A 25,580-nucleotide genomic window follows, 5' to 3' on the forward strand; every position below is an offset into this window, starting at 1 on the left:
TCCGGCGGCAGGTGGCACACTCGTCGGGGTGAGTGACGTGGCCGCATCGCCGGCGGAGGGCGAGCTGGAGAGTGTCAGTCTGGTGGAGCTCGCCGTCTCCCGGTTGACCCAAGAGATTCTCAGCGGTCGCAGTGATCCCGGTGAACGGCTGGTGGAGGAGCAACTGACCCGGCGGCTCGGCATCAGCCGGGCACCGCTGCGCGAGGCGCTGCGGCTGCTGGCGCAGCGGGGGCTGGTCGAGCACGTGCCGCGCCGGGGCGTCCGGGTCGCCACCCTGTCGGACCGCGACGTGCGAGAGCTGTACGAGCTGCGCGACGTGCTGGAACGATTCGCGGTCCGGTCGGCGATCCCGGTGCAGCGGGAGAGCGATCTGGCCGGGCTGCGGGCGGCGTTGGACCAGATGCGGGAGGCCACCAGGACCGGTGACCGACTGGCGGTCGCCGAGTCGCATCGGGCGTTCCACGTCGCGCTGGTGGCGCTGGCCGGCAATCGACAACTCTCCGCGGTGTACGACTCGATCCTGGTGAAATTGCAGCTCTACATGGCGATCAACCTGCGTCGCGAGGCAGAGGTGGCGCAGCCGCACGACGGCGTCCACCGGCACGAGCGACTCTGCGAGGCGGTCGCGGCCGGTGACCCGGAGCTGGTGCTCGCCGTGCTGTCCGAGCACGGGGCACGGTCGTACCTCGGGTAGCTGCACCGGCTGGCCGTCACGGCGTCGTTACGTACCGCGCGGCTCGCCGAAACACAACTGTCGACAATCGACTGTATGCCAGAGCGGATCGGATCGATCTCGGAGTTGCGGTCGGCGTACCGCCGCGGCGACCTGACCCCGACCGACCTGGCGGAACTGGTCCTGGCCGGGCTGTCCGGAGCGGACGGTGGGCCGGTCTGGATCAGCACCGTGTCGGCCGGCCAGCTCCTCGCCCGCGCCGAGCGGCTGACCGCCACCACCGATCCCGCGACCCTGCCGCTGTACGGGATTCCGTTCGCGGTCAAGGACAACATCGACGTCGCCGGCATGATCACCACGGCCGGCTGCCCCGACTTCGGGTACTCAGCCGCCGAGGACGCGCCAGTGGTGCGCCGGCTGCTCGACGCCGGTGCCCTGCTCGTCGGGAAGACCAACCTCGACCAGTTCGCCACCGGCCTGACCGGGGCACGGTCCCCGTACGGCAGCTGCGAGAGCGTCTTCGGTGGTGGGCTGATCTCCGGCGGCTCCAGCTCCGGCTCGGCCCTCGCGGTCGCCGTCGGCCAGGTCAGCTTCGCGCTGGGTACGGACACCGCCGGCTCCGGCCGGGTGCCGGCGGCGCTGAACGGGATCGTCGGCCTCAAGCCCACCCGGGGCCTGCTCAGCACCGCCGGCGTGGTGCCGGCCTGTCGTTCGCTCGACTGCGTCTCGGTCTTCACCACCAACGTCGCGGACGCGGTGGACGTGCTGCACACCGCGCGCGGGGTCTCGGCGGCCGACCCCTGGGGGCGTCCGCTGCCGGCGGAGCGGGTGGTGGCCCGCATGCCGGGCACGCTACGCCTCGGCGTACCCCGCGCAGAAGACCTGGAGTTCTTCGGCGACGCGGGACAGGCGGTCCGATTCGCCGTGGGCGTGCAGGCGCTGCGGGGTCTGGTCAGCCAGGTCGGCTCGGTACCGTTGCAGAGCTTCTTCGAGGCGGGAGAGCTGCTCTACCAGGGGCCGTGGGTGGCCGAGCGACTCGCCGGGCTGGACGGCTTCCTGCGGGAACATCCCGAAGCTGTCCTGGCGGTCACCCGCAGCGTGCTGGAGACCGGCCGGCGCTACGACGCGATCGACGTCTTCCGTGGCCAACACCGGTTGCGCGAGTTGCGGGCCCGGGTCGACCAGCTGTGGCACGAGGTCGACGTGCTGGTGGTGCCCACCGTCGGTACGACCTTCACCCTCGACGAGATCGCCGAGGACCCGATCGGCCGCAACATGACGCTCGGCCGCTACACCCAGTTCGCCAACCTGCTCGACCTGGCGGCGGTGACCGTGCCCAACGGGTTCACCGCGGCGGGCCGGCCGGCGAGCCTGACCCTGCTCGGCCCCGCGTTCAGCGACACCACCCTGGCCCACCTCGCCGCCGCCCTCACCGCTGCGACGCAGGCGACCCCCGACGCCGCCGCGACCCGAGCCACCCCCGAGGCCGCCGCCGGGCGAGCCGCCACCGGGGTCGCCGCCGGCACCGTCCCGGATCAGCCCGCGCCCGAGGCGGTGTCGACGCCTGTCACGGTCGGGGTCCGCTCGCCGGCCGCGGGCACCGCCTCGGCGACCGGGCCGGCGCAGGTGCTGATCGCCGTCGTCGGACGGCACCTGGCCGGCGAGTCCCGCAACCGGGAGTTGACCGAGCGGGGAGCAACCCTCGCCGGTGCCGCGCGTACCGCGCCGCGCTACCGGCTCTACCGCCTGGAGACGGCCGACGGCGAAGGGCTGCCCGGCCTGGTCCGGGTCGCCGACACCGACCCGGACGGACATCCGATCGAGGTCGAGCTGTGGCGACTGCCGGTGGCCGCCGTCGGCGAGCTGCTGTCCGGGGTGCCGGTGCCGCTCTCGCTGGGCTGGGTCCGGCTGCACGACGGGCGGGACGTGCTCGGCTTCCTCTGCGAGGCGTACGCCGTCGACTCGGGAGCCGAGGACATCAGCGCTGCCGGCGGGTGGCGGGCCTACCGCCGGGCCACCGCACACCGGAGTTGACCAACGGAGGAGGAGAGGATGGGCAGGATCGGGCCGGTAACGGCGAACCCCTACCCGTGGCCGTACGACGGCTCGGCCGACACCGCGCGTACCGCACTGCTCTGCATCGACTGGCAGACCGACTTCTGCGGCCCGGGCGGCTACGTCGACGCGATGGGCTACGACCTCGGCCTCACCCGGGCCGGTCTGCCGGCCACCGCCCGGCTGCTGGAGCATGCCCGGTCGCTCGGCATGCTTGTCGTGCACACCCGGGAGGGCCACGACCCCGACCTGTCCGACCTGCCGGCGAACAAGCGCTGGCGGTCCGCGCAGATCGGTGCCGAGATCGGCGCGGCCGGCCCGTGCGGCCGGATCCTGGTGAAGGGCGAGCCCGGCTGGGAGATCGTGCCCGAGGTCGCCCCGGTGCCCGGCGAGGTGATCGTCGACAAACCCGGCAAGGGTGCCTTCTACGCCACCAATCTCGACCTGGTGCTGCGTACCCGGGGCATCACCCACCTGATCCTCACCGGCATCACCACCGACGTCTGCGTACACACCACGATGCGTGAGGCGAACGACCGGGGCTACGAGTGCCTGATCCTCGCCGACTGCACCGGGGCGACCGACAAGGACAACCACGACGCCGCGCTGCACATGGTGACCATGCAGGGCGGCGTCTTCGGCTGCGTCGCCACCTCCGACGCCGTCATCGCCGCCACGACCAGGTGAGGTGAGCCATGTTGACAGTTGCCGCAGCGCGGCCCTTCCCGTACACCTTCGACCCTGCGACCACCGCGCTGCTCGTCATCGACATGCAGCGCGACTTCCTGGAGCCCGGCGGCTTCGGTGAGAGCCTGGGCAACGACGTCGGCCAGCTGCGGCGGACCATCGCACCCCTGACGGCGCTGCTGGCCGGTGCCCGCGCCGCCGGGCTGACGGTCGTGCACACCCGGGAGGGGCACCTGCCCGACCTCTCCGACTGCCCACCGGCCAAGCTCAACCGGGGCCTGCCGAGCAAACGCATCGGCGACCCGGGGCCCAAGGGGCGGATTCTCATCCGGGGAGAGTACGGCCACGACATCGTCGACGAGTTGGCGCCGTTACCCGACGAGCCGGTCGTCGACAAGCCGGGCAAGGGCGCCTTCCACGCCACCGGCCTGGACGCCCTGCTCGCCGGGCGGCACATCCGGAGTCTGCTGGTCACCGGGGTCACCACCGAGGTGTGCGTGCACACCACGGTCAGGGAGGCCAACGACCGCGGGTACGAGTGCCTCGTGCTCGCCGACTGCGTCGGGTCCTACTTCCCCGAGTTCCACCGGGTGGGGCTCGACATGATCGCCGCCCAGGGCGGCATCTTCGGGTGGGTGGCCGACTCGACGGACGTGCTCGCCCTGCTGCCCACCACCCCCGTGTTGCAATCCTCCTCCTGACCGGGAGCAGCCATGGTCCCCACCCGCCCCTCCGTCGTGCCACTGCCGTACTGGGTGCGCGGCGACACCAACGCGTTCTTCGGCTTCGGCGTCAACGTCCTGGTCAACGTGCTCACCCTGACCGGGCTCTGCCTCTTCGTGGTGAACCTGCCCGAGCGGGAGGTGTTCGGCACGATCCTGCCGGCCCTCGGTATTGCCCTGGTCGCGGGCAACATCTACTACACCCACCTGGCCCGTCGGCTGGCCCGTAGGGAGGGCCGCTCCGACGTGACCGCCCTGCCGTACGGGCCGAGCGTGCCGCACATGTTCATCGTCATCTTCGTCATCATGCTGCCCATCTACCTCAGCACCGGTGACCCGGTTCGTGCCTGGGAGGCGGGGCTGGCCTGGGCCTTCATCATCGGCGTGATCGTGCTGATCGGCGCGTTCGTCGGCCCGTACATCCGCCGCTACACGCCGCGTGCGGCGCTGCTCGGCACGCTCGCCGGCATCTCCATCACCTTCATCTCGATGAATCCGGCGGGCCAGATGTGGCGGCTGGCCTGGATCGCCCTGCCGGTCCTCGCGCTGCTGCTGATCGGTCTGCTGACCGACGTGAAACTGCCGTTCAATTTCCCGATCGGGCTGGCCGCGCTGCTGCTCGGCACGGCGATCGGCTGGATCGGCGGGGCGATGTCGGTGCCGGACGTCACCTCGGCGGCCCGGGACATCGCCTTCGCCTTCCCCACCTTCCAGCTCGATCTGCTGCTGCGCGGGCTCTCCGACATGGCACCGCTGCTGGCGACCGCGATCCCGCTGGGGGTCTACAACTTCACCGAGGCGATGACCAACGTGGAGAGCGCGGCCACCGCCGGGGACAACTACAACCTGCGCAGTGTGCTACTCGCCGACGGGGCCGGCGCGGTCATCGGCTCCGCCCTCGGCTCGCCGTTCCCGCCGGCGGTCTACGTCGGCCATCCGGGTTGGAAGGCCGCCGGTGGGCGTACCGGCTACTCGATGGCGACCGGGATCGTCATCGCGCTGCTCTGCTTCCTGGGCATGTTCTCCCTGCTCGGGGCGATCTTCCCGACTGCGGCGATCGTGCCGATCCTGCTCTACATCGGGTTGCTGATCGGTGCCCAGGCGTTCCAGGCGACGCCCCGGGCACATGCTGCGGCGGTGGTGGCGGCCCTGATACCCAACATCGCCGCGTGGGCGACCGGGCAGATGAACAACGCCCTGGCAGCGGCCGGCACCACCGCCGCCGAGGTCGGCGACGAGGCGTTGGCCGGCGCCGGGGTGGTCTACGACGGCCTGCGGATCCTCGGCGAGGGCGCCATCCTCGCTGGTCTGGTGCTCGGCGCGATCGTCGCCTTCATCATCGACAAACGCTTCGTCCAGGCGGCGATCTTCGCCGCCTCGGGCGCGGTGCTCGCCTTCATCGGTCTGATCCACGGCGAGGAGGTGCGGTGGAACGCCAACGGACAGGTGGCGCTGGGCTACCTCTTCGTGGCGGTGATCTGCGCGATCTTCGCGCTCGGCAAGTACCCACCCCGGGTGCCCGACCCGGAGGAGGCCGAACTGGACCGCCTGCACGGCGGCAACGCCTCGACGCCTCCCACGGCTCCGGCCACCACCGTCACGGCCCCGGACGCCACTGCGCCGGCGGCGACAGGTGAGCCGGTCAACGAGTCGGCCGGCGGTGACAAGCGCGAGCCGGCGGTGAACGGCTGAGCCGATGCCGTTCGGCCGGGCGGCGGTGCGCCCGCACCAGCCCGCCGCCGCCCGGCCGGATGCCCCCGCCCACACGACGACGTCCCGCCAGCCAGGAAGGAACCGCCGGATGGAGATCGACCGGACGGACGTGGTCGCCGAGGTGACTGCCGCCTTCGCCGGCTACGAGCAGGCGCTGGTGGCCGGCGACGTCGACCGGATCTGTGGATACTTCTGGGACGCCGAGGCCACCGTGCGCTTCGGCCTCGCCGACCACCAGTACGGGCTCGACGAACAGCGCAAGTGGCGGGCCGCGCAACCACCGCTGCCGCCGGGCCGCCGGCTGGTCGACACGGTGGTCACCGCCTTCGGCCCGGACCTCGCGGTCGTCACGACCCGATTCGGGTACGCCGACGCCGCCACGACCGGCCGGCAGACCCAGACCTGGGTACGCCTACCGGAGGGCTGGCGCATCGTCACCGCCCACGTCTCCGAGCCGCTGCCTCCTGACGTCGAATGACAGCCCGTCACACCTGGTCGCGTACGTCCCAGAGCCAGACGTCGTCGACGCGTTGCGGGCCACCGAGCAGCGCGGTCAGCAGTTCCCGCAGCACCGGCTCGCGGGGATGCGCGCCCAGCACCACCACCGACGCCCGCCAGAAGCGCAGGTCCTCCACCGCCTGCCGGCGATTCTCGTCGCTGATCTCGGGCAGCTCACCGGCGTCCATGGTCTGGTAGATCAGGGTGCTGGTGGGCCGGTTCGGTGCGCCGAAGACACCTTCGCCGTCCTCGTTCGGGCCGATGAAGTAGCCGGCCGGAATCGCGAACTCGTGCCCGGTGAGCGCGCTCCACCGCAGCGTGGACAGGCCGTGCACGTTGCTCGGGATGGGCACCGGCACCAGCGTGCGGCCCTTCGGCACGTACGGCCGCCAGGCGCCCGAGGTGATGAAGGTCGGCGGCGGGTCGACCGGCTCGGCCGGCAGTGGACGGGGCAGCAGCGGCAGGAGGGCGAGAGTGATGGCGGCGTACCCGACGAGGTGCTGCCAGCGGGGACGCCGCCGGGTGGGAGCCACCCCCTCCGGTGCGCGCGGAGCCGGCACCGGCGGTCGGTGGCGGCCGGCCACCGCGTCCCAGGCAAGTGCCAGCAGTACGCCGAGCGCGGCGGTGGTCACCAGGGTCAGCCGGGTCGGCATCATCATCTCGACCAGCGGCAGATCCTCCGGAATGTACGACCACGGGCCGGCGATACCGGTCAGCTCCCCGTTGAACCGGATCTCCGGTCCGAGCGCGGCGACCGAGAAGACCACCACCAGCACGGCCAGGATCCGGGCCAGCAGCGAGCGGCGGACCAGCAGGGCCAGGGCCACCACCGACAGCAGCACCAGCGGCCAGCCGAACCAGGTGTTCTGTTCGGTCATACCGATGGTCGCCTCCACCGCCTCGTCACCGGCGATGGTGTCGCGGGGGAAGGTGACGAAGGCGACGATGTCCTCGCCCCAGCTGTGGAACACCCCGCCCTGGAGTCCCCGGTAGGACTGCGGCCCGTTGAACTGGAACCAGATCGGGTACGCGGTCAGCAGCAGCGCCACCGCTCCACCGAGGCCCAGCCCGGCCGCGAACGTGCCGGCCCGCGCCCACGCCACGCGGGGACGCATCGCCGCGTACGCGATCACGACGACCAGGCAGGCCATCGCGGTGAGCAGCAGCATCTCCTCGTTGATGAAGATCTGGTACGCCACCAGCAGCCCCAGCACCAGCCCGTTGCGCCGCCAGCGGCCCGGCTCGACCAGCCGGAACACCCGCACCACGATCAGCGGCAGCAGGAAGTTGGAGACGAAGTTGGGCTGACCGTTGGCGTGGTGCACGATGCCCGGGGCGAAACCGAGGAACGCGCCGCCGACGAAGGCCGCCGCCCGGGAGCGCACCAGGTGCCGCGACAGCATCCAGTACGAGGTGCCCGCTGTCGCGGCCAACGCCCCGCCCAGGTAGAGCGCGTACACCACCTGGGGGCCGAGCAGCATGGTCAGTGGGGCCAGCGGCAGGGTCACCCCGAGCAGCGAGGTGTTGGCCATCATGTTCACCCCGTCCGGGGCGTTCTGCCGGGCGGTGAAGAGCGGATTCTCCAGGTGCTGCACCGAGTACGCGCCGTGCGCGAAAAGCCACTCGAACCAGCTGTGGTCGGTGGGCAGGTGCGACGAGACCCGGTTGTTCACGTCGGCCCAGTAGTTGAGGCAGACGATGACGCCGAGTAGCACGTAGGCTCCGATGGCCAGCGCGTCGGCGCGTGTCGGCCGTCGCCGGGCACGGGTTGTCGTTGATCGCGTCTCGACGGTCTCGGAGACGGGGTTCAGCGAGGGATTCACCACCGGCACAGCCACGACGGGCCATCGTACAGGCGGAACCCCGCCCGCCCGCCGCGCGTCTGGTGTGTGTCAGGGGAGGACAGGCGTGACGTTGATCGACCTCGGTGAGCTGACCGAGCCGACCGATCCGCCGCCGGCACAGCGCCGCCGCTCCGGGCCGGGTGGCCGCCGGGTGGCGGTCGTGTTGGTGGCACTCGTCGCGCTGCTGACCTTGGCCGGCGGCGCACCGCCGGCCCGGCGGATCCACGCGGTCGTGCCCGCTGCCCTGGGCAGCGACCTGTTCATCGCCGCCGACCAGATCTTCACGGTTTCCCCGATGCCCGGCGTCACCGACGGTAGCCAGGAGCTGCTCGCCTATCCACGGCCCGACCGTCCCACCGTCGCGCCGCAGCGGCTGACGCCGTTGTGGCGGGTACCCGTGCCGCTGGGCAACCGGGTCTACCGGGTGCAGCCGGTCGCCGACGCCGGGCTGCTGGTCGCCATGGGTCGCCAGGACACCGGCACCAGCCAGACCGTACGGTTGGACACGTACACCGGCGCGGAGCGTTGGCGGGTGCCCGGTATCGCCATCCTGGAGATGCCCGACCGGGCGCTGTTGCGCACGTTCAGCGACAGCGAGCCGAACGTACTACGGATGATCGATCTAGCGACCGCCGACGAACTGTGGTCCATCACCTTGTCGGCGGCCAGTGTCGACCACTGGCAGCGGGAAGACGGAACGCTCGACAGCATCGTGCTGGCGACGGTCGACGGCGAGGTCCAGCTGATCGACCCGATGACCGGGACGGTGCGGCACCGCCTTCCCCCGCCCGCCGACCATTCGAGCAGCTACCAGCAGGCGTACGTGGCCGGCGATCTCGTGACGGTGGTGCGCAATTCCCGTACCATTGCCGCGCTCACCGTCGATGATCTGGCCGAGCGCTGGCAGGTGACCGTGCCGACGGCGACCTACGTCACCGGCTGCGGGCCACTGCTCTGCGCCGGGCTGGCCGGCGGTGGGTTGCAGGTCCTCGACCCGGCCACCGGGGAGGTGCGCTGGAGCAGCGAGGAGATTCTCGACATCGTGCTGGTGGGTGACGGCAACGCCCTCGCGGTGGCCCGGAACACCAACGAAATCGTCACGCTCGCCCTGAGCACCGGTGCGACGGTGACCGAGCACGGGTCGTGGAACATGGTTGCCCGCTACGAGTACGCGCCGCAGGTGCTCATGGTGCGTGCGGTGGCCGAGGAGGGGCTGGTGCTGGCCCGGCTCGGCCCCACGGGGGCACCGGCCCGCCGGCTCGATGTGCTGCCGGGCGCCGGCGGTGACTGCCAGACCCGGTACGACCTCGTCGGCTGCCGTCTGTCCAACGGTGGCTACGGCATCTGGCAACTGCCCGACTGACAGGCCCGTCACGGCGGCTGGCTCGGCTTTCTCCGGGCCGGTCAGGCCGGACCCGTCACGGGTGGCTTGGTCGGCGGCGTTACGTTGTCGATGGTCGGTGGGCGGACAAAGGGGCGGGCATGCGGGTACTGGTGGTCGAGGACGAACGCAACCTCGCCGACGCGATCGCGCGAGGGCTGCGCAAACGGGGCATGGCGGTGGACGTCGCGTACGACGGCGACAGCGGCCACGAGATGGCGTTCGTGACCCGGTACGACGTGGTGGTGCTCGACCGTGACCTGCCCGGCCGGCACGGCGACCAGATCTGCGCGGAGTTGGCCGCGTCCGGCGAATTGACCCGGGTGCTGATGTTGACCGCCAGCGGCACGGTCGCCGACCGGGTCGAGGGCCTGCAACTCGGTGCCGACGACTACCTGCCCAAGCCGTTCGCCTTCGACGAACTGGTCGCCCGGGTGCAGGCACTGGGCCGACGGGCAACTCCGGCGGCCCCGCCGGTGTTGGAAATCGCCGACCTGGTGGTCGACCCGGCCCGCCGTACCACCACCCGGGGCGGAGTGCCGGTGGAGCTGACCAACAAGGAGTTCGGTGTGCTCTGCGAACTGCTCAAGGCCCGGGGAGCCGTGGTGTCCAGTGAGGAACTGCTGGAACGTGTCTGGGACGCCAACACCGACCCCTTCACCACAATCGTCCGGGTCACCGTGATGACGCTGCGCCGCAAGCTCGGCGACCCACCGCTGATCGAGACCGTGGTCGGTGCCGGCTACCGGACGGCCGAGGTGGTGCAGTGACGGGCGTCGCGCGTCGCTGGCTGCCCGCGTTGCGGCGGCCCTCCCTGCGGCTACGTCCCACGCTGCGGCTGCGACTGACCCTGCTCAACGGCGTGTTGCTGGTCGGTGCCGGTGCGATCCTGATACTGCTGGCCTGGCTGCTGGTGCGGGACGCGTTGCGCCCCACCGACGAGCTGTTGCCCGGCACCACAGTGGTGCTCGCGGACGGGAGCACGTTGGAGGCCGCCGCATGGCAACAGCGGCTCGTCGACGCGGCCTCCGGGGAACTGCTGGCCAAAGGGCTGGCCGCGCTGCTGGCGATCGGCGTGGTCGGCGTGGTCGGGGCGTACGCGGTCGCCGGGCGGGCGCTGCGCCCGCTGCACCAGGTCACCGCGACCGCCCGCCGGCTCGGCGAGACCACGCTGGACCAGCGGATCGGCTACTCCGGGGCGAACGACGAGGTGGCCGAGCTGGCCGACACCTTCGACGCCATGCTGGACCGGATCGCCGCCGCGTTCGAGGCGCAGAGGCGGTTCGTGGCCAACGCCTCGCACGAACTGCGGACGCCGCTGGCGGTGATGCGTACCGAGATCGACGTGACACTCAGCGACGACGAGGCGGACACCGGCGAGTACCGCCGGATGGCGACAGTGGTACGCGACGCCTCCGAACGCGCCAACGGGCTGGTGGACGCACTGCTGGTGCTGGCGCGCAGCGAGGCGCAGACCGGTCAGCGGCTCGGCCGGCGCAGCGAGTGCGACCTGGCCGCCGGCACCGTCAACGCGCTCTCCGCCGTACGCCGCGAGGTGGAGCGGATCAAGCTGGCGGTCCAGACGTCGCTGGAGCCGGCGCCGGTGGTGGGCGACCCCGGGCTGCTGGACCGGCTGGCCGGCAACCTGATCGAGAACGCGGTCCGCTACAACCACCTGCACGGCCGGCTCTGGGTGCGCACCGGCTCGGACGGGCAGCGATCCTGGCTGGTGGTGGGCAACACCGGCTTCGAGGTGGACCCGGCCGACGTGCCGGGGCTGTTCGAGCCCTTCCGGCGGGGCGGCCGGGAGCGTACCGGGGCGCGCGGCTCGGGCCTGGGCTTGTCCATCGTGCGGGCGGTCTGCGACGCCCACTGCGGCACGGTGACCGCCGTCGCGCAGCCCGGTGGCGGCCTGGAGGTGACCGTCAGCCTGCCGGCTGCGCAAGCCGCCCGCTGACCCGTCGCCCGTCAGCCGCGGATCGTCGGCTGGGTGCGCCGTGCGCAGCCCATCGCGGAGGTACGGTGCATGGGGTGCGTGGCGACGATCAGGCGGCAACGCCCAGACCGCTCCGAGGCCGGCGACGGTGACGCGACTCAGCGATGTCACAGCCGAGGCCCGGCTGGTGTCTTCATGGCATGGCGGTCCACCAACCCGTCGGACCGGCCACCGACGCAGGAGGAGACATGGAGCCCTCGACCCGCATTCCCCCGGCCGAGATCACCGGCGTCAAGGGAGCGTTGATCAAGCGGATGATCGAGAAGAAGCTGGGCAGGGTGCCGACGGCGGTGGGCGTCTACTGGCACAACCCCAAGGTGCTGTTCGCCAGCTTCGGCCTCGGCGGCAAGCTGCAGAAGTGGAACGCCTGCGACGAGGGCTTGAAGTCGTTCGCCCACATGGCGGTCGCGTCGCTCGTGGGCTGCACGTGGTGCCTGGACTTCAACTACTTCGAGGCCCGCAACAGGGGACTCGACGTGGAGAAGGCACGCGAGATCCCGCGGTGGCGCGAGGTGGACGTCTTCACTGCGCTGGAGCGGGACGTCCTGGAGTACGCCGAGGCGATGAGCCAGACGCCACCGACAGTGACCGACGAGCTGGTGCGCCGGCTGCACGCTGAGCTGGGAGCTGCCGCGATGGTGGAGCTCACCTCGGTGATCGCGTTCGCGAACATGACCACGCGGGGCAACGTGGCGCTCGGCATCGAGTCCGACGGCTTCGCCGCCACGTGCGGCTTGAAGCCGCTGGCCGAGCGACCGGGAGTAGCGTCCGCGTCATGAGCGAAGACCCCTTCGTCGCCCACCGCAGCCTGCTGTTCACTGTCGCCTACGAGATGCTCGGCTCGGTCTCCGACGCCGAGGACGTGGTGCAGGAGACCTGGCTGCGGTGGGCGGCCCTGGCCGACGCCGGGCGCGGCCAGGTGCGGGAGCCTCGGGCGTACCTCGTTCGGATCGTGACCCGGCTCTGCCTCAACCGGATGCGCACGCTCGCGCGCCAGCGCGAGGATTACGTGGGCGAGTGGCTGCCCGAGCCGGTGTTGACCAGCCCGGACGTCGCCGAGGACATCGAGCTTGCGGAGAGCGTCTCGATCGCCATGCTTGCGGTACTGGAGACGCTGCTACCGACGGAGCGGGCGGTCTTCGTGCTCCGCGAGGTCTTCGACGTGCCGTACGACGAGATCGCTGCGGCGCTGGACAAGTCGCCGGCGGCGGTGCGGCAGATCGCGACGCGGGCTCGCAAGCACGTGGCGGCACGCCGGCCCCGGATGTCGGTGAGCCGCACCGAGCAGGAGCAGGTGGTCGAGCGGTTCCTCGCCGCCCTGACCACCGGCGACGTGCCCGGACTGCTCAAGGTGCTGGCTCCCGACGTGCTCGTGGTGGGCGACGGGGGCGGTCTGGCTCCGGCGATTCCGAAGCCGGTCCGCGGGGCCGCGAAGGTCGCCCCGGTGATGGCCCGCTTCGCCGAGCTCGCGCACGACGCCAGAGCTTTCGTCGTCGACCTCAACGGCGGCGTCGCGGCCCGCATCGACCCCGGCGGCGAGAACGACACGGCCGTGTCGTTCGTCATCGAGGACGGCCGGATCACCCGGATCTATGCGGTCCGCAACCCGCACAAGCTCGAACGGCTGGGCGTGGTAGCCGAGCTTCGACGGTGAGTGGGGCACGGGGTTGCGCGGCAGGTGTGGCGGTGCGAAGATCGCCGGGTCAGCCCGACCAAGGAGGGGGGTGCGTCGATGTTCACGATGATGCTGTCCGCGCCCCGCTCTGCCGGCTGATCGCTCATCCTCGCGGGGCACCTGTAGCGGGATCGCTTTCCCGCAACTCAGCGGACCAGACACGCCAGTTCTGACTGCGGCGACGTCCGCGCCCGTACGTCCGCCTCCGATCCGCCACGCCGGGTAGCGCCTCGCGCAAGCTCGGCGATTCGAAGGCCGGAAGCCGACAGGGCCGCGGCGTCGTCGGCGAACACCACGAGGGACGACACATGAGCACACGGATCCACAACATCGGAATCGACTGTCACGACACGTATGCCCTGGCCGGTTTCTGGGCCCAGGTCTTCGAGTGCCCCCGCCAGCCGGACGACTTCCCGGGTGACCCGGAGGCCATGCTGCTGCCGCCGGGCGGTCCGGAGGTGCTCTTCCTGGCGGTACCGGAGGGCAAGACGGTGAAGAACCGGCTGCACCTCGATCTGGAACCCACCGACCGGACCCGGGACGAGGAGGTCGAGCGGCTGCTCGGCATCGGAGCCCGGCACGTCGCCGACCACATCGGGCCGACCGGCGCCGGTTGGGTGGTGCTCGCCGATCCGGAGGGCAACGAGTTCTGCGTACTGCGCAGCGCCGCCGAGAAGGCGGCGGCCCGACAGGCGGCGGAGGAGACTGTGACGGACGCCTGAGGGGAGCGAGGCCGTGACATCGGAGCGGCGGGGTGCCGCCGCTCCGATGTCGGTCTTGCCTACCGATCAGCGGCCGATGCCGTCCAACGCGGCGATGTCCTCGGCGGACAGCGACAGCCCCGCCCCGACGACGTTCTCGCGCAGGTGCGCCACCTTTGAGGTGCCGGGAATCAGCAGGATGTTCGGTGAGCGCTGCAACAGCCAGGCGAGGGCGACGGACATCGGTGTCGAGCCCAACCGGGCGGCGACGGCCGAGAGTGCCTCGGACTGCACCGGTGAGAAACCGCCGAGCGGAAAGAACGGCACGTAGGCGATACCGTCGGCGGCGAGCTGTTCGACGAGGTCGTCGTCGTGGCGGTGGGCGAGGTTGTACAAATTCTGCACGCACACCACCGGGGCGACCGCCCGCGCCTCGGCGACCTGCTCGGCGGTGACGTTGCTGACGCCGAGGTGACGGATCAGGCCCTCCTGCTGAAGCGCGGCGAGGGTCTCGAACGCCTCGATGATCGAGCCGGGCTGGGGGCCTTCGGCGTCACCCATCCGCATGTTGACCAGATCGAGGGTGTCGACCCCGAGGGAGCGCAGATTCTCGTGGACCTGCCTGTGCAGATCCTCGGGTCGGCGGGCCGTCGGCCAGCCGCCCCGTGCGTCGCGATTCGCCCCCACCTTGGTGGCGATGAGCAGCGACTCGGGATAGGGGTGCAGTGCTTCGCGGATCAGCTCGTTGGTGACGTGCGGCCCGTAGGCGTCGCTCGTGTCGATGTGGCTGATTCCCAGGTCGACGGCTTCGCGCAGCACGGCCAGCGCGCCGTCGCGGTCGGCGGGTGGCCCCATCACCCAGGGGCCGGCGAGTTGCATGGCACCGTACCCGAAACGGGTGACCGCCCGATCGCCGAGCTTCCAGGTGCCGCCGGGAAGGGAAGTAGTGCGGATGCTCATCGTGTCGCTTCCTCGCTGGAGAGACGGTGGCATGTCTTGCTTGCCTGCATCATTCTTGGAGCCACTTCCCATCGGGAAGTAGGCACTTCAAAGTGCGTAACGTCCCAACAGTGAGAGGGCAGCAATGACCACGATGAGGGCAGCCCAGCGGCAGGCGCAGGCCAAAGCGGACTACAACACGTTCCTCGCAGCCTGCCCAAGCCGCCAGCTGCTCGACCGGATCTCGGACAAGTGGGTCGTGCTGATCCTGTGCGCGTTGGGCGGTGACTCTTCCCCGCAACCCGACGGGTCGGACGCGCCGAGAGCGATGCGCTACTCCGAGCTTGCCCGCCTGCTGGCCGGGGTCAGTCAGAAGATGTTGACCCAGACCCTGCGTTCGCTGGAGCGTGACGGCCTGCTCACCCGTACCGTGACGCCCACTGTCCCGGTCACCGTCTCCTACGAGCTGACCGACCTCGGCCTCTCACTCCACCGGATGACACGCGAGATCAGGTACTGGGCTCAGGCACACATGAGCGAGGTCCTCACCAACCGCGACGATTACGACTCGGCTGCCTCCTGACGCGCTCGTGTCCGCCGCCCTGCTGCCGGCCGTGGTCACTCGCGCTGCTGGATCTGACCGCGGATGGTCACGAACTCGGCCTGGGCGTCGGCGCGGGACGAGAAGAACAGCACGATCAGCCCGACGCTGCCCCGGTCGGCCCAGGTGCAGACACCGAGCGGCACGCCGTCCGTCTGGCCGTCGCCGCAACGGGCCTCGCCGCCGAGCGGTCCCGCGTCCACCGAGGTCATGTTGCGGAGCGCAATGCCGGTGGTGAGGCTCTGGACCGCCGCGTCGAGTTCCTGCTTCGGGTCGGACATCAGGCCGGACGCACCCGCGATCATGACGAGGTTCTCGCCGGTCGGGCTGCCGTAGAACGCGGCGACCGCACTTGTCTCGTTGCTCACCGTGGAGCGGATCTCGCTGAGCATCTCGTCGGCCGCCTGCTGCAACTCCGGCTCGGTGAGCTTGGGGCGGCCGGCCAGGGTGGCCGGGGCGACCATCCGGGTCCGGGAAGCGTCCACGGCCTCGCTGACGTCGTCCTTGACCGCGAACCAGATGGCGGTGCCGCCGCCGGCGCAGAGCACCAGCAGGACCGCGAGAACGATCAGCACGATCAGCCAGACCCGGAACTTCTTCCTCGGCGTACCGGCCGGCCCGGGACCGGGGAACTCAGGACCGGGAAACCCCTGACCGGCCTGTCCCGGGCCGGCAAGCGCAGGACCGGGAAACCCCTGACCGACGGGGTACGGCTGACCCGGTGGTGGGTAGGCGCCGGGCGGCGGGTAGGCGCCGGGTGCCGGCTGGCCGGGTTGCTGCGGCGGCATCGGCTGGGCGCCGGCCGGTGGGTACGGGACGGCACCCGGCTGTGGGTACGCACCCGGGGGCGGGTACCCGCCCGGGGGCGGATACGGACCGGCGGCCGGCGGGTTCTGGTGCTCGTCCGAGGGGTGGGACATGCGGTCAGCTCCTGGGTTCGGGTGGATCGGTCATCGTAGCCAGGTGTCGCATCCGTACCAGCAGCACCACGAGAACGCGATTCGCGGTGGCCGCCCTCGTCGGGCGACCACCGCGATCGGTGTCGTCTCCTCGCCGCTCAGCCGGACAGGCTGGCCGCCCCGCGCGGCAGGAACCGCCTGCCGGTGACCCGCTCGCTGGTGCCGGTCCGGTCCAGGTAGGGCGTGACGCCGCCCAGGTGGAACGGCCAACCGGCACCGAGGATCATGCACAGGTCGATGTCCTGCGCCTCGGCGACGACGCCCTCGTCGAGCATCAGCCGGATCTCCTGCGCCAGCGCGTCCAGCGCGTTCTGACGTACCTGCTCCTCGGTGAGCGGCTGGTCGCCGACCACCAGCAGCTTTGCGACCTCGGCGTTGATCTCGTCGTCCACGACGATCGGCTGGCCGGAGTCGGCGATCCGCTTGAGGTTCTCGCTGACCCCGAACCGGTCCGGGAAGGCAGCGTGCAGGGTGCCGCCCACGTGGTACGCGACGGCCGGCCCGACCAGCTGGAGCAGGGCCAGCGGGCGCATCGGCAGACCCAGCGGGTCCAGCGCCCGGTTCGCCACCTCCAGCGGAGTGCCGGCGTCGACGGCAGCGAACACGGTGCCCAGGAAGCGGGTGAGCAGCCGGTTCACCACGAACGCCGGGGCGTCCTTCACCAGCACACTCGACTTCTTCAGCTGCTTGCCGACCGCGAACGCGGTGGCCAGGGTGGCATCGTCGGTCCGCTCGCCCCGGACGATCTCCAGCAGCGGCAGCACCGCGACCGGGTTGAAGAAGTGGAAGCCGACGACCCGCTCCGGGTGCTCCAGCTCCGCCGCCATCTCAATGATCGACAACGACGAGGTGTTGGTGGCGAGCACCGCCTCCGGCTTGACGACCTTCTCCAACTCGGCCCAGACCTGCTTCTTGACGTTCAGGTCCTCGAAGACCGCCTCGATGACGAAGTCAGCATCGGTGAAGACGGACTTGTCGACCGAGCCGGACACCAGGCCGTACAGCTTCGCGGCCGTGCCCTTGTCCATCCGGCCCTTGCTGACCGCCTTCTCGATCTGGGTGTGCACGTAGGCCACGCCCTTGTCGACCCGGGCCTGGTCCAGGTCGGTCAGCACGACCGGCACCTGAAGGCGGCGGGCGAACAGCAGCGCCAGCTGGCTGGCCATCAGACCGGCGCCGACGATGCCGACCTTCGTCACCGGGCGGGCCAAGCCCTTGTCCGGCGCGCCGGCCGGCCGCTTGGCCCGTCGCTGCACCAGGTCGAAGGCGTACAGCCCGCTGCGCAACTCCTCGGAGAAGACCAGGTCGGCGAGGGCCTCGTCCTCTGCGGCGGTGCCGGTGGCGAAGTCGGCGTCCTTCGCCGTCTCCAGCAGGTCGAGCGCCTGGTACGCGGCCGGAACCGCGCCGTGCAACCGCTGGTCCAACGTCTGCCGGGCGAAGTAGAGCACCCCGGCCCACATGTCCTTGTCGACCTCGGGCCGGGTCACCTCGACCTGCCCCCGGACGACACCGGCGGCCCACTCCAGGGACCGCTCCAGGAAGTCGGCCGGTTCCAGCAGCACGTCCGCGATGCCCAGCTCGGCAGCCTGCTTCGGCTTGAGCATCTTGTTCTGCATCAGCGGGTTCTGAATGATCACCTGGGTGGCGGCGGGGATGCCGATCAGGTTCGGCAGCAGTTGGGTGCCGCCCCAGCCCGGGATCAGGCCGAGCGAGACCTCCGGCAGCGCCAGCGCCGTCGCGCCGGCCGACAGGGTCCGGTAGTGGCAGTGCAGGGCCAGCTCCAGGCCGCCGCCCATCGCCGCGCCATTGACGAAGGCGAAGGTCGGGACCGAGCTGTCCTTGAGCCGGGCGAAGACCCGGTGACCCAGCCGGCCAATCTCCAGCGCCTGCGCGCGGTCCGCGAGCTGCGGCAGGCCGGTGATGTCCGCGCCGACGCAGAAGATGTACGGCTTGCCGGTGACCGCGATGAACGCCGGGTCGGCCGCCAGCGCGGCGCTGATCGCCTCGTCGAGGCTGGTCAGGCCGCCGGGGCCGAAGGTGTTCGGCTTGGTGTGGTCGAATCCGTTGTCGAGGGTGATCAACGCGGCCGGCCGGTCCAGCCCCGGCACGTTCACCTGCCGCAGCAGAGCCTTGGTGACGACCTCGTTCGGTGCGGCGAGCGCGCTCACTGAATTTCCTTCGTTCCCGACTGCGGGGCTCGCAAGCTCACTCCTCGCGCTCACTTGTCTCCACCCTCCGTCTGCGCGGACCCGGTCCAGTGCGGGTTCTCCCAGATGACCGTGCCGCCCATGCCGATGCCGATACACATCGCGGTGAGGCCGTAGCGGACCTCCGGGTGCTCGGCGAACTGCCGGGCGAGCTGGGTCATCAGCCGTACGCCGGAGGAGGCGAGCGGGTGACCGATGGCGATCGCGCCGCCCCACGGGTTGACCCGCGGGTCGTCGTCGGCGATGCCGAAGTGGTCGAGGAAGGCCAGCACCTGCACGGCGAACGCCTCGTTCAGCTCGAACAGGCCGATGTCGTCGATGGTCAGGCCGGCGATCCGCAGCGCCTTCTCCGTCGACGGGATCGGGCCGACCCCCATCACCTCCGGCTCGACGCCGACGAAGCCGTACGACACCAGCCGCATCGCCACCGGCAGGCCCAGCTCGCGGGCGGTGGCCTCGTCGGCGAGCAGGCTGGCGGTGGCGCCGTCGTTGAGACCGGCCGCGTTGCCCGCGGTGACCTTGCCGTGCGGGCGGAACGGGGTCTTGAGCGTGGCGAGCTTCTCCATCGAGGTGTCCCGGGGGGCCTCGTCCACCGTGGCCAGGCCCCAGCCGTTCTCCTCATCGCGGATCGCCACCGGCACCAGGTCGTCCTGGAGCTTGCCATTGGCGTACGCCTTCGCGGTTTTCTGCTGGGAGGCGAGGGCGAACGCGTCGGTGCGCTGCTTGGTGATGTGCGGGACCCGGTCGTGCAGGTTCTCCGCGGTGGAGCCCATCACCAGCGCGGACGGGTCGACCAGCTTCTCGGCGATGATGCGCGGGTTCGGGTCGACGCCCTCACCCATCGGGTGGCGGCCCATGTGCTCGACGCCACCGGCGATCGCGATGTCGTAGGCGCCCATGGCGATGCCGCCCGCGACGGTCGTCACGGCGGTCATCGCCCCGGCGCACATCCGGTCGATGGCGAAGCCCGGAACGGTCTTGGGCAGGCCCGCCAGCAGCGCGGCGGTGCGGCCGATGGTCAGGCCCTGGTCGCCGATCTGGGTGGTGGCCGCGATCGCGACCTCCTCCACCCGCTCCGGCGGGAGTTGGGGGTTACGGCGCAGCAGTTCGCGGATGCAGCGGATCACCAGGTCGTCGGCGCGGGTGTTGGCGTACATGCCACCCGCCTTGCCGAAGGGGGTGCGGACGCCGTCGACGAAGACGACATCCCGGACTTCACGGGGCACGATGAGCCTCCTATTCGACCACGATCCGGCTCGTCGCGTCGCATACACACGACGGACCGGACAAGGTCGCCAGCACTGGCGTTTCCCCGATGCTACTCGCCAGTAATAACCCCCACACCACCTCCCCCTGTAACCCACCCCACACCACCCAGGGCACCCTAGTCGATCATGAAGTTATTGTCGCTGTTCGTCGGTCCAGGCGACAACAACTTCATGATCAACCGCCGGGTGGGGGTTAGGGGGTGGGGGTGGGGGTTAGGGCGGTGGGGAGGTGGGGGAGGAGGAGAGTGATCTGCCAGTCGCGGGCGTGGTGGGCGCGCAGGGCCTCGGCGACGGTGGCTTCGGTGATCTCCTCGGGGGGCTGCCAGGCGACCCGGCGAATGGTGTCGGGCGAGATCAGGTTCTCCGGGGGCAGGTTGTGCTCGCCGGCCACCCGCAGCACCACCTCCCGGCAGCGGGTCAGCCGGGCGGCGGCGGCCGGGTCCCGCTCCGCCCAGCGGTGTGGCGGGGGCGGCCCCTCCACCGTCGGCGCCACCGGCAGCGCGTCGTCCGGCAACTGCCGGGCGTCGTCGAGCGCCGCCAGCCAGGTACGCGCCAACCGCCGCACCGAGCGACCACCGAAGCCGGGCAGCGTGAGCAGCGTCTTCTCGTCCCTCGGGTCCAGCTCCGCCGCCGCGACGATGGCCGAGTCGGGTAGCACCCGGCCCGGCGCCGTGTCACGCCGGGCGGCGATCTGGTCCCGGGCATACCACAGGGACCGGACCCGGGCCTGTGCCCGCGCGCCTCGGACGCGGTGAATTCCGGACGTGCGCCGCCACGGTTCGGCGCGTACCCGGGGCGGTCGGGCGCCGTTCAGCACGAGCGCGGCGAACTCCTCCGCAGCCCACTCGGATTTGCCCTGCCGGGTCAGCTCCGCGTCGAGTGCGTCGCGCAGGTCGGTCAGCAGCTCGACGTCCAGGGCGGCGTAGGTCAGCCAGGATTCGGGCAGCGGCCGGCTCGACCAGTCCGCCGCGGAGTGGTGCTTCTCCAGGCTGAACCCGAGCAACTGCTCGGTGAGCGCCGCGAGCCCCACCCGCTCGAAGCCGGCCAGCCGGGCCGCCAACTCGGTGTCGAACAACCGGCGGGGACGCAGCCCCAGCTCCGCGAGGCAGGGTAGATCCTGGTTCGCCGCGTGCAGCACCCACTCCGTCTCGGCGATGACGGCGTCCAGGGCGCTGAGGTCGGGCAGCGGCAGGGGGTCGATCAGTACGGTGCCGGCACCGGCGCGACGTAGCTGCACGAGGTAGGCGCGTTGGCTGTACCGGTAGCCGGAGGCCCGTTCGGCGTCCAGGGCCACCGGCCCGGCACCGCTGGCGAACCGCGCCACGACCTCGGCGAGCTGCTCCGGGGCGGCGACGGGCTCGGGGGTGCCCTCGCGGGGAGCGGTCAGCGGCACGGACTGGCTGGCGGTGGGCTCGGACCCCGCGTCCGAGGGCTCCGACCGCGCCGATGGCGGGTGCTGCGTGTCGTTTCCCGTACGGCTTGCGGCGGCCCGACGGCGCAGGGGTGGTTCGTCGGTCACCTGACAACCCTAGTGCGCGAGTGGATCGAGTGCCGCCACCCGCCCCGCCGCGTGTCGGCCGCAGGGCGGTGATGCCGCTGCGGCTCAGCCGGTGGCGGCGGGGCGGCGTTCGGGCAGGGCGGTGACGCCGGGCGGCGGCAGGCCGGCGGTGGAGGCGAGCAGGGTGCACCAGGCGTCCAGGTGCGCGGCGAGGTCGACCCCGGTCGGCGTCCAGGAGGCGCGGATCTCCACGTCGCCGGCTGCGGGCGGGCCGGCCAGCTCGCCGAAGCGGGTCGACATGGTCTGCGTGATGGTGCCGCCGATGGCCCGGTACTCCGCGTCCTGGGCGTCGAGGGCGTCGGTGAGCCAGGTCCACCCCACCCCGGGCAACAGCGGGTCGGCGGCCAGGTCGACCTCCAACTCGGCGGTCACGTAGGTGACCAGCCGCAGCGTGCCCTGCCACGCCTCGTGCCCGGCCGGATCGTGCAGCAGGATCAGCCGTCCGCTGGCCACCTCGTCACCGTCGCGCAGCACCGACGCCGAGAGCGCGAACGAGTAGGGGGCCAGCCGTTGCGGGGCACCCACCTCCTCCAGCAGGATCTCCGGCCGGGGCGTCGCCGACCGGAGACCCGCGACCGCGCGGGCGAACGTGTCGGGAAGCGCGATCGGGGGGGCCATGCCCGCAGCCTATTCCGCCGTCCGGTTCCGGCCCACGAGGCGCGCCGACGATCACCGGCCGCCCGCTGGAAAGCGGGCGGTGCGGGTGGTACCGAGGTGATTGCGGGCAGCCGTTCGTTTCGCGTCACAAAGGTGGCGGTGGGCGCGGGACGGCGATCGGCCGCGTGGCACGATTGCCGCGATGACCACCGACACCACGGGCACCGCCGCCCGAGACGACGAACCCCGCCCCGGCGGACCCGCAGATTCGCCCTTCGTGCGGGCGTGCCGCCGCCGGCCGGTCCCGCACACCCCGGTCTGGTTCATGCGCCAGGCGGGCCGGTCGCTGCCGGAGTACCGCGAGATCCGGGCCACCGTGGGGATGCTGGAGTCGTGCCGCCGCCCCGACCTGGTCACCGAGATCACCCTTCAGCCGGTACGCCGGCACGGGGTGGACGCGGCGATCCTGTTCAGCGACATCGTGGTGCCGGTGGCCGCCGCCGGGGTCGACCTGGACATCGTGCCCGGCACCGGCCCGGTGGTGGCCGAACCGGTGCGTACCGCCGCCGACGTCGAACGGATCCGGCCGATCGGCCGCGATGACGTCGACTACGTCGACGAGGCGGTCCGGCTGCTGGTCAAGGAGTTGGGCGACACCCCGCTGATCGGCTTCGCCGGTGCCCCGTTCACGCTGGCCAGTTATCTGGTGGAGGGTGGGCCGTCGCGTACCCACGCCAAGACCAAGGCGTTGATGTACGGCGACCCCGAGCTGTGGCACGCCCTCGCCGGCCGGCTGGCCGAGGTGACCCTGGCGTTCCTGCGGGTGCAGATCGAGGCCGGCGTGTCGGCGGTGCAGCTCTTCGACTCCTGGGCCGGCGCGCTCTCCGAGGCCGACTACCGCCGCTTCGTGCTGCCGCATTCGACGAAGGTGCTGACCGGTCTCGCCGACACCGGTGTCCCCCGCATCCACTTCGGGGTGGGCACCGCCGAGCTGCTCGGCGCGATGGGCGAGGCCGGCGCCGACGTGGTCGGCGTCGACTGGCGTACCCCGCTGGACGTCGCGACCCGCCGGATCGGGCCGGAACGGGCGGTGCAGGGCAACCTCGATCCGACCCTGCTGCTGGCGCCGTGGCCGGTGGTGGAGGCGGAGGTACGCCGGATCCTGGAGCAGGGCCGGGCCGCGCCGGGGCACGTGTTCAACCTCGGCCACGGGGTGCTGCCGGAGACCGACCCGGAGGTGCTGACCCGGGTGGTCGCGCTGGTGCACCAGCTGTCCGCTCGACCGGCCGACCAGGGCTGACCGTCGTGGCGACGCGGCGGCGGGTGGCGGTGGTCGGTGGCGGCATCGCCGGCCTGGCCGCCGCGGTCCGGTTGCGCGACCGTGCCCCCGCCGGCCTCGACATCACCGTGTACGAGCAGTCCGGCGCGCTCGGTGGCAAGCTGCGCACCGGCGAGCTGGCCGGCGGGCCGGTCGAGTTCGGGGCCGAGTCGTTCCTGATGCGTGACCCGGCCGGCGGGGAATCCGCCGCCGTGGCCCTGGTTCGCCGGCTCGGCCTGGCGGGACGGATCGTCCACCCCACCGTCGGGCAGGCGGCGCTGGCCGTCGACGGCGGACTGCGCCCGATCCCCGGCGGCACGCTTGTCGGCGTACCCGGTGATCTGGAGAAGGTTTCGGCGGTGGCCCGGCCCACTGCTGAGGCCGACCGCGACGGCGGTGGGCCGCTGCTCCGCCCCGGAGACGACGTCTCCGTGGGCGCGCTGGTCCGGTCGAGGTTCGGTGACGAGGTGGTCGACCGGCTGGTCGACCCGATGCTCGGCGGCGTGTACGCGGGCCGCGCCGACGACCTGTCCCTGGTCACCACCATGCCGGCGCTGGCCCGGGCCGCCCGGGTGGAACACACGCTGCTCGCCGCGGTACGCGCCGCGCAGGCAGCCGCGCCCCGCGCCCCCGGCGAGCCGGTCTTCGGCACCCTCGACGGCGGGCTGAGCACCCTGGTCGACGCGGCGGTGACGGCCAGCGGGGCGACGGTCCGGCGCGACGCGGCGGTGCGTGAGCTCGTCCCGACCGGCGTCGGCTGGCGGCTGACCGTCGGTCCGACCCGCGACCCCGAGCACGTCGAGGTTGACGCGGTGGTGCTGGCGGTGCCGGCCCGGCCGGCGGCGCGCCTGCTCGCCGAGGTCGCCCCGGAAGCGGCGAAGGAGGTCGGCGGGCTGGACTACGCCAGCGTCGCGCTGGTCACCCTCGCGCTGCCCGAACCGGTGCTGCCGGACCTCTCCGGCTTCCTGGTCCCCGCCACCGAAGGGCTGCTGGTCAAGGCGGCCACCTTCTTCACCACCAAGTGGGGGCACCTGCGCCGGCCGGACCGGCTGGCCCTGGTGCGTGCCTCGGTCGGCCGGTACGGCGACGAGGTGCAGCTCCAGCGCACCGACGAGGACCTTGCCGCCACCGTGCACCGGGAACTGTCGGCGGTGCTGGGTGCGCCGCTGCCCGCCCCGGTCGCCGGGCACGTGCAGCGCTGGGGCGGCGGGCTGCCGCAGTACACCCCAGGTCATCTCGACCGGGTGGTCGCAGCCCGGTCGGCGCTGCGGGCGACACATCCGACGCTGCGGCTGGCCGGCGCCGGCTACGACGGGGTCGGCATCCCGGTCTGCGTCCGCTCCGGTGAGACGGCGGCCGAGGAGATCATCACGGCACTGGAAGGATCGGGGAGATGACCGAGCAGAGCAACGCGGCCCGACTGAAGGAACTCAACTCCACCATTCGCTACACCATGTGGTCGGTGTTCCGGGCCAGCGCCCCGCTGCCGTCGCTGCGCGACAACGTCACCGGCGAGGTCGAGTCGCTGATCGAGGAGCTGGCCGGCAAGGACGTGGTGGTGCGGGGCACCTACGACGTGTCCGGGTTGCGCGCCGACGCCGACCTGATGATCTGGTGGCACTCCGCGTCCAGCGACGCGCTCCAGGACGCGTACCTGCGGTTGCGGCGGACCGCCCTGGGCCGGGCGATGACTCCGGTCTGGTCGCAGATGGCGCTGCACCGGCCCGCCGAGTTCAACAAGAGCCACATCCCGGCGTTCCTGGCCGGCGAGGAGGCCCGCGCCTACCTCTGCGTCTACCCGTTCGTGCGCTCGTACGACTGGTACCTGCTGCCCGACGCCGAGCGGCGGGAACTGCTGGCCGAGCACGGCAAGATGGCCCGTGGCTACCCGGACGTACGGGCCAACACGGTCGCCTCCTTCGCGCTCGGCGACTACGAGTGGATGCTCGCCTTCGAGGCCGACGAGCTGCACCGGATCGTCGACCTGATGCGTGACCTGCGTGCCTCTCGCGCCCGGCTGCACGTACGCGAGGAGGTGCCGTTCTACACCGGTCGCCGCCGCTCGATCGCCGACATCGTCTCCGCCCTGGCCTGAGGCGCCGGCCAGCCGGCTGGTGCTGGCGTGCGGGTCTGCCCGACTGAGCCGGGCGGGGCCGCGCCCGAGGGAGTGTGGCGCGGCCCCGCCTGG

The 25,580-nt window shown here is 71.7% G+C and carries 23 protein-coding genes; 16 read left to right on the forward strand and 7 right to left on the reverse strand.

What is annotated here, in order from left to right; all coding sequences use genetic code 11:
• The first annotated feature begins 28 nt into the window (after positions 1-28).
• From O7601_RS14225 to hpxZ, 6 genes are all read left to right on the forward strand, one after another.
• Positions 29-694, forward strand: a complete 666-nt coding sequence (locus O7601_RS14225; protein ID WP_281566607.1) for a GntR family transcriptional regulator — start codon at positions 29-31, stop codon at positions 692-694.
• Between the two features lie 75 nt (positions 695-769).
• The gene (atzF, locus tag O7601_RS14230) at positions 770-2,707 is read left to right on the forward strand and encodes an allophanate hydrolase (protein ID WP_281566608.1); all 1,938 of its coding nucleotides are present in this window, start codon (positions 770-772) and stop codon (positions 2,705-2,707) included.
• An 18-nt stretch (positions 2,708-2,725) separates the two neighbouring features.
• Entirely contained in the window at positions 2,726-3,415 is a 690-nt protein-coding gene (locus O7601_RS14235) for an isochorismatase family cysteine hydrolase (RefSeq protein ID WP_281566609.1), read from the forward strand.
• Between the two features lie 8 nt (positions 3,416-3,423).
• Positions 3,424-4,116 (forward strand): cysteine hydrolase, encoded by a 693-nt coding sequence (locus O7601_RS14240; protein WP_281566610.1) that lies wholly within the window; start codon positions 3,424-3,426, stop codon positions 4,114-4,116.
• 12 nt (positions 4,117-4,128) lie between these two features.
• Complete coding sequence (locus O7601_RS14245) at positions 4,129-5,829, forward strand: regulator (protein WP_281566611.1); 1,701 nt, start codon at positions 4,129-4,131, stop codon at positions 5,827-5,829.
• 109 nt (positions 5,830-5,938) lie between these two features.
• Positions 5,939-6,328 carry an oxalurate catabolism protein HpxZ gene (hpxZ, locus tag O7601_RS14250; protein WP_281566612.1) on the forward strand — a complete coding sequence of 130 codons (390 nt, stop codon included), beginning with the start codon at positions 5,939-5,941 and terminating at the stop codon, positions 6,326-6,328.
• Positions 6,329-6,335: 7 nt separating this feature from the next.
• On the opposite strand, the gene O7601_RS14255 is transcribed toward hpxZ, so the two are convergent.
• Positions 6,336-8,180 (reverse strand): hypothetical protein, encoded by a 1,845-nt coding sequence (locus O7601_RS14255; RefSeq protein WP_281566920.1) that lies wholly within the window; start codon positions 8,178-8,180, stop codon positions 6,336-6,338.
• A 76-nt stretch (positions 8,181-8,256) separates the two neighbouring features.
• Between O7601_RS14255 and O7601_RS14260 the strand changes: the two genes are divergently transcribed.
• The 6 genes from O7601_RS14260 to O7601_RS14285 all read left to right on the forward strand — a co-directional run bounded on the left by O7601_RS14260 (position 8,257) and on the right by O7601_RS14285 (position 13,966).
• A complete protein-coding gene (locus O7601_RS14260) occupies positions 8,257-9,555 on the forward strand; it encodes a PQQ-binding-like beta-propeller repeat protein (RefSeq protein ID WP_281566613.1) in 1,299 nt (432 codons plus the stop codon).
• Positions 9,556-9,674: 119 nt separating this feature from the next.
• A complete protein-coding gene (locus O7601_RS14265; RefSeq protein ID WP_281566614.1) occupies positions 9,675-10,343 on the forward strand; it encodes a response regulator transcription factor in 669 nt (222 codons plus the stop codon).
• Complete coding sequence (locus O7601_RS14270; RefSeq protein ID WP_281566615.1) at positions 10,340-11,530, forward strand: HAMP domain-containing sensor histidine kinase; 1,191 nt, start codon at positions 10,340-10,342, stop codon at positions 11,528-11,530. The genes O7601_RS14265 and O7601_RS14270 overlap by 4 nt, the downstream gene beginning before the upstream one ends.
• A 227-nt stretch (positions 11,531-11,757) precedes the next feature.
• Complete coding sequence (locus O7601_RS14275) at positions 11,758-12,348, forward strand: carboxymuconolactone decarboxylase family protein (RefSeq protein ID WP_281566616.1); 591 nt, start codon at positions 11,758-11,760, stop codon at positions 12,346-12,348.
• A complete protein-coding gene (locus tag O7601_RS14280) occupies positions 12,345-13,223 on the forward strand; it encodes an RNA polymerase sigma-70 factor (RefSeq protein WP_281566617.1) in 879 nt (292 codons plus the stop codon). Before O7601_RS14275 ends, O7601_RS14280 begins: the two co-directional genes overlap by 4 nt.
• 329 nt (positions 13,224-13,552) lie before the next feature.
• Positions 13,553-13,966 carry a VOC family protein gene (locus O7601_RS14285; RefSeq protein WP_281566618.1) on the forward strand — a complete coding sequence of 138 codons (414 nt, stop codon included), beginning with the start codon at positions 13,553-13,555 and terminating at the stop codon, positions 13,964-13,966.
• A gap of 66 nt (positions 13,967-14,032) precedes the next feature.
• Here the strand turns inward: O7601_RS14285 and O7601_RS14290 are convergent, their stop codons facing one another.
• On the reverse strand, positions 14,033-14,899 hold the full coding sequence (locus O7601_RS14290; protein ID WP_281566921.1) for an aldo/keto reductase family oxidoreductase: 867 nt from the start codon (positions 14,897-14,899) through the stop codon (positions 14,033-14,035).
• Positions 14,900-15,029: 130 nt separating this feature from the next.
• Between O7601_RS14290 and O7601_RS14295 the strand changes: the two genes are divergently transcribed.
• Positions 15,030-15,467 carry a helix-turn-helix domain-containing protein gene (locus O7601_RS14295; RefSeq protein ID WP_281566619.1) on the forward strand — a complete coding sequence of 146 codons (438 nt, stop codon included), beginning with the start codon at positions 15,030-15,032 and terminating at the stop codon, positions 15,465-15,467.
• Between the two features lie 35 nt (positions 15,468-15,502).
• On the opposite strand, the gene O7601_RS14300 is transcribed toward O7601_RS14295, so the two are convergent.
• From O7601_RS14300 to O7601_RS14320, 5 genes are all read right to left on the reverse strand, one after another.
• The gene (locus tag O7601_RS14300; protein WP_281566620.1) at positions 15,503-16,405 is read right to left on the reverse strand and encodes a hypothetical protein; all 903 of its coding nucleotides are present in this window, start codon (positions 16,403-16,405) and stop codon (positions 15,503-15,505) included.
• A 137-nt stretch (positions 16,406-16,542) separates the two neighbouring features.
• On the reverse strand, positions 16,543-18,612 hold the full coding sequence (locus O7601_RS14305) for a 3-hydroxyacyl-CoA dehydrogenase NAD-binding domain-containing protein (protein WP_281566621.1): 2,070 nt from the start codon (positions 18,610-18,612) through the stop codon (positions 16,543-16,545).
• A 50-nt stretch (positions 18,613-18,662) separates the two neighbouring features.
• The gene (locus O7601_RS14310) at positions 18,663-19,877 is read right to left on the reverse strand and encodes a thiolase family protein (RefSeq protein WP_281566622.1); all 1,215 of its coding nucleotides are present in this window, start codon (positions 19,875-19,877) and stop codon (positions 18,663-18,665) included.
• A 235-nt stretch (positions 19,878-20,112) separates the two neighbouring features.
• Positions 20,113-21,438 (reverse strand): ribonuclease D, encoded by a 1,326-nt coding sequence (locus tag O7601_RS14315; RefSeq protein WP_281566623.1) that lies wholly within the window; start codon positions 21,436-21,438, stop codon positions 20,113-20,115.
• Positions 21,439-21,522: 84 nt separating this feature from the next.
• A complete protein-coding gene (locus O7601_RS14320; protein ID WP_281566624.1) occupies positions 21,523-22,095 on the reverse strand; it encodes a DUF3000 domain-containing protein in 573 nt (190 codons plus the stop codon).
• 181 nt (positions 22,096-22,276) lie between these two features.
• On the opposite strand from O7601_RS14320, the gene hemE reads away from it, so the two are divergent.
• From hemE to hemQ, 3 genes are read left to right on the forward strand one after another with little or no spacing between them, the layout of a single operon-like run.
• Positions 22,277-23,374 (forward strand): uroporphyrinogen decarboxylase, encoded by a 1,098-nt coding sequence (gene hemE, locus O7601_RS14325; RefSeq protein WP_281566625.1) that lies wholly within the window; start codon positions 22,277-22,279, stop codon positions 23,372-23,374.
• A 5-nt stretch (positions 23,375-23,379) separates the two neighbouring features.
• Positions 23,380-24,789: a protoporphyrinogen oxidase gene (gene hemG, locus O7601_RS14330; protein WP_281566626.1), complete on the forward strand. Its 1,410-nt coding sequence runs from the start codon at positions 23,380-23,382 to the stop codon at positions 24,787-24,789.
• Positions 24,786-25,487, forward strand: a complete 702-nt coding sequence (hemQ, locus tag O7601_RS14335; protein WP_281566627.1) for a hydrogen peroxide-dependent heme synthase — start codon at positions 24,786-24,788, stop codon at positions 25,485-25,487. Before hemG ends, hemQ begins: the two co-directional genes overlap by 4 nt.
• Positions 25,488-25,580: the final 93 nt, after the last annotated feature.

It is taken from the genome of Verrucosispora sp. WMMD573, from assembly GCF_027497175.1.
In the GTDB taxonomy this organism is placed as follows: domain Bacteria; phylum Actinomycetota; class Actinomycetes; order Mycobacteriales; family Micromonosporaceae; genus Micromonospora.